Origin of the sequence: Streptomyces sp. SID1328 (genome assembly GCF_009865595.1) — a bacterium.
Lineage (GTDB): Bacteria > Actinomycetota > Actinomycetes > Streptomycetales > Streptomycetaceae > Streptomyces > Streptomyces griseoluteus.
The window spans coordinates 1-4,098 of sequence record NZ_WWKH01000899.1 but is presented as its reverse complement, the minus strand read 5'-3'; the positions used below and the strand labels follow the sequence as shown (position 1 = coordinate 4,098).

4 protein-coding genes are annotated in these 4,098 nt (G+C 72.8%); all 4 read left to right on the top strand.

Features of this window, described 5'->3' with window-relative positions:
* Positions 1-499 (top strand): response regulator (locus GT030_RS28855; RefSeq protein WP_237522878.1); only part of this gene is annotated, 499 nt, incomplete at its 5' end.
* Between the two features lie 44 nt (positions 500-543).
* The gene (nrtL, locus tag GT030_RS28850; RefSeq protein WP_161203602.1) at positions 544-1,557 is read left to right on the top strand and encodes an ArgS-related anticodon-binding protein NrtL; all 1,014 of its coding nucleotides are present in this window, start codon (positions 544-546) and stop codon (positions 1,555-1,557) included.
* Between the two features lie 16 nt (positions 1,558-1,573).
* The gene (lysA, locus tag GT030_RS28845) at positions 1,574-2,965 is read left to right on the top strand and encodes a diaminopimelate decarboxylase (protein ID WP_161203601.1); all 1,392 of its coding nucleotides are present in this window, start codon (positions 1,574-1,576) and stop codon (positions 2,963-2,965) included.
* Between the two features lie 135 nt (positions 2,966-3,100).
* The coding region (locus tag GT030_RS28840; RefSeq protein ID WP_161203600.1) for a homoserine dehydrogenase at positions 3,101-4,098 on the top strand (998 nt) is incomplete at its 3' end.

Sequence of the window (4,098 nt, the reverse complement as noted above, 5' to 3'; positions counted from 1 at the left end):
CCCCCGTCCACCCAAATCCCACCACCACCCGTCAGAGCGAGAACTCCCGAAAAGCGGGACGCGACCCCCCGCCCCGACCTACTCTCGAGTTGTGTCAGGCGCGTCCGGCCGGGTGCTTGTTGTGGATGACAGCAAGGGCATCCGGCAGCTGATCAAGGTCAATCTCGAGCTGGAAGGGCTTGAGGTGGTGACCGCGGTCGATGGTGCCGAGTGTCTCGACGTGGTGCACCAGGTGCGCCCCGACGTGATCACGCTCGACGTCGTCATGCCCCGTCTCGACGGGCTCAGTACCGCCGCCCGCCTCCGGGCCGACCCCCGTACCCGTGACCTCCCGCTGGCCATCGTCAGCGCGTGTACGCAGTACGAGGTGGAGAGCGGGCTCGACGCCGGGGTCGACGCCTTTCTGCCCAAGCCCTTCGAGCCCGACGAGCTGGTTCGCCTGGTCAAGGGGCTGCTGGAGCGGAGCGACCGGCGTGACGGGGTCTGCTCCGGCGGTTAGCCACCCGTCCCCGCCCGCCGTCCCGCCTCCCCTAGGCTTGTCCCGTGACCCCCGCCGAGCTGTCCCGTACCGTCCTGGACGCGGTGTGCCGTGCCGTGGACGCGGGGGAGCTGGACGTGGCTCCGCCGGAACGGGTCACCCTCACCGAGCCCGGCCCCGGCGGCTGCGGCGACTTCGCGACCAACGTCGCCCTCCGCCTCGCCCGCCCCGCCGCCCAGCCCCCGTTGCACGTCGCCGACATCCTGCGGGCGCGGCTCCTGGACGCCGCGGGGGTAGGCGACGTCGTCGTCACCGGGCCGGGGTTCCTCAACATCAGCCTCCGCGCCCGCGACGGCCTGCTCACCGGGCTCGTCCGCGAGATCCGCGAGCGCGGTGCGGAGTACGGGTACGGGGATGCCCTCGCCGGTCGGACCGTCGTACTGCGCGTGCCGTACGAGGTGCGCGCCGAGGTCGTCGCCGACGCCGTCGCGCGGATCGTCGCCACCCAGGGCGGCCGGGCGGAGATCGAGCACGGCGAGCCCGTCACCCTACGGCCCGTGCCCGCGCCCGAGGACCCCGCGCCGCTCGGCCCCGACGCCGCCCGCTGGGCCCTGCTCCACCCCGCCCCGCACGACCGGCCCCGCATCACCGCCGACCACCTCGTCCAGCGCGAGATCAACCCCCTCTTCCGCATCCGCTACGCCCACGCCCGTGTACGCGCCCTGGTCCGCAACGCCCACGACCTGGGCTTCACGGCGGAACCCGGCGAGCTGGGCTTCGCGGGTACGGCCGGCTCACCGGGCCACGACGTGGGCACCCCCCACCCCCTCCAGACCCCCCTCGCCGACCACTCCCGCATCCTCCGGACCGCCGCCACCGACCAAGCCCCCGACCGTCTGGCCCGGCACCTCCTCGCCGTCGCCGACGCTCTCCTCCCCCTTCTCCCCGAGGTGCTTCCCGTAGGGGAGGAGAAACCCGGGGCCGCCCATCGCGCCCGGCTGGCGCTTGCCGAAGCCGCCGGGGCGGTGCTTGCCGGTGGCCTGTCCCTGCTCGGCATCGACGCACCCGAACACCTCTGAGAACAGAGAGCCACTCATGAGCCGTTCCGCCCACCCCGCCGGGCCCCGTCACGCCGATGTGCTGCCCGAGGGGCACTACTCGGCCCCGCCGGCCGACCTCAACTCCCTCGACCCCAAGGTGTGGGCCCACACCGTGCGCCGGAACGAGGACGGTGTCGTCAGCGTCGGCGGCCGCCCCGTGACCGAGCTGGCGGAAGAGTTCGGCACGCCCGCGTACATCCTCGACGAGTCGGACTTCCGGGCCCGCGCCCGCGCCTGGCGCACCGCGTTCGGCACCGACGCCGACGTGTTCTACGCCGGCAAGGCGTTCCTGTCCCGCGCCGTCGTGCGCTGGCTGGACGAGGAGGGGCTCAACCTCGACGTCTGCTCCGGCGGCGAACTGGCCACCGCGCTGTCCGCCGGGATGGACCCCGCCCGTATCGCCTTCCACGGCAACAACAAGTCCGTCGAGGAGATCACCCGCGCCGTCGAGGCCGGCGTCGGCCGGATCGTGCTCGACTCCTTCCAGGAGATCGCCCGCGTCGCGCACATCGCGCAGGGACTCGGCAAGCGGCAGAAGGCGCAGATCCGCATCACCGTCGGCGTCGAGGCGCACACCCACGAGTTCATCGCCACCGCGCACGAGGACCAGAAGTTCGGCATCCCGCTCGCGGGCGGCCAGGCCGCGGAGGCCGTACGGCGTGCCCTCACCCTCGACGGGCTCGAGCTCATCGGCATCCACAGCCACATCGGCTCGCAGATCTTCGACATGTCCGGCTTCGAGGTCGCCGCCCACCGCGTGGTCGGCCTGCTGAAGGACATCCGCGACGAGCACGGCGTCGAGCTGCCCGAGATCGACCTCGGCGGCGGCCTCGGCATCGCCTACACCAGCTCCGACGACCCCCGCGAGCCGCACGAGATCGCCAAGGCGCTCACCGAGATCGTCACCCGCGAGTGCGAGGCGGCCCGGCTGCGCGCCCCCCGTATCTCCGTCGAGCCCGGCCGCGCCATCGTCGGCCCGACCGCGTTCACGCTGTACGAGGTCGGCACGGTCAAGCCGCTCGACGGGCTGCGGACGTACGTCTCCGTCGACGGCGGCATGTCGGACAACATCCGCACCGCGCTGTACGACGCCGAGTACAGCGTCGCCCTCGTCTCGCGGACCAGCGACGCCGAGCCGATGCTCACCCGCGTCGTCGGCAAGCACTGCGAGAGCGGGGACATCGTGGTCAAGGACGCGTTCCTCCCCGCCGACCTGGCGCCGGGCGACCTGATCGCCGTCCCGGCCACGGGGGCCTACTGCCGGTCCATGGCGAGCAACTACAACCACGTCCTGCGTCCGCCGGTCGTCGTGGTCGGCGACGGCGAGGCGCGGGTGATCGTCCGGCGTGAGACGGAGGAGGACCTGCTCCGGCTGGACGTCGGCTGAGCCGCGCCGAGGCCGCCCGGGCCCGTTCCGGGAACACGAAACAGATGTCTCACGATCCGGACGAAAGGCGGAAAGCCCCATCCGGTGAGTGAGACTGGTCGAACCGTAGACGGTGAGAGGAAACGAGGTCGGATGATGCGTACGCGTCCGCTGAAGGTGGCGCTGCTGGGCTGTGGAGTGGTCGGCTCCGAGGTGGCGCGCATCATGACGACGCACGCCGACGACCTCGCCGCCCGCATCGGGGCCCCGGTCGAACTGGCCGGGGTCGCCGTACGGCGGCCCTCGAAGGTGCGCGCCGGGATCGACCCCGCGCTCGTCACCACCGACGCGACCGCCCTGGTCAAACGGGGTGACATCGACGTGGTCGTGGAGGTCATCGGCGGCATCGAGCCCGCCCGTGCCCTGATCACCACCGCGCTGGAGCACGGCGCCTCCGTCGTCTCGGCCAACAAGGCCCTGCTCGCCCAGGACGGCGCCGCCCTGCACGCCGCCGCCGAGGAGCACGGCCGGGACCTCTACTACGAGGCCGCCGTCGCCGGTGCCATCCCGCTGATCCGCCCGCTGCGCGAGTCCCTCGCCGGCGACAAGGTCAACCGGGTGCTCGGCATCGTCAACGGCACCACCAACTTCATCCTCGACAAGATGGACTCCACCGGCGCCGGCTACCAGGAGGCCCTGGACGAGGCCACCGCGCTCGGATACGCCGAGGCCGACCCCACCGCCGACGTCGAGGGCTTCGACGCCGCCGCCAAGGCCGCCATCCTGGCCGGGATCGCCTTCCACACCCGGGTCCGCCTCGACGACGTGCACCGCGAGGGCATGACCGAGGTCACCGCGGCCGACTTCCGCTCGGCGCGGGAGATGGGCTGCACCATCAAGCTGCTCGCCATCTGCGAGCGGGCCAGGGACGGCGCCTCGGTCACCGCCCGTGTCCACCCCGCGATGATCCCGCTGAGCCACCCGCTGGCCTCGGTGCGCGGCGCGTACAACGCGGTGTTCGTGGAGTCCGACGCGGCGGGCCAGCTCATGTTCTACGGCCCCGGCGCCGGCGGCGCGCCCACCGCCTCGGCGGTCCTCGGCGACCTCGTCGCCGTCTGCCGCAACCGTGTCAACGGCACGACCGGGCCCGGCGA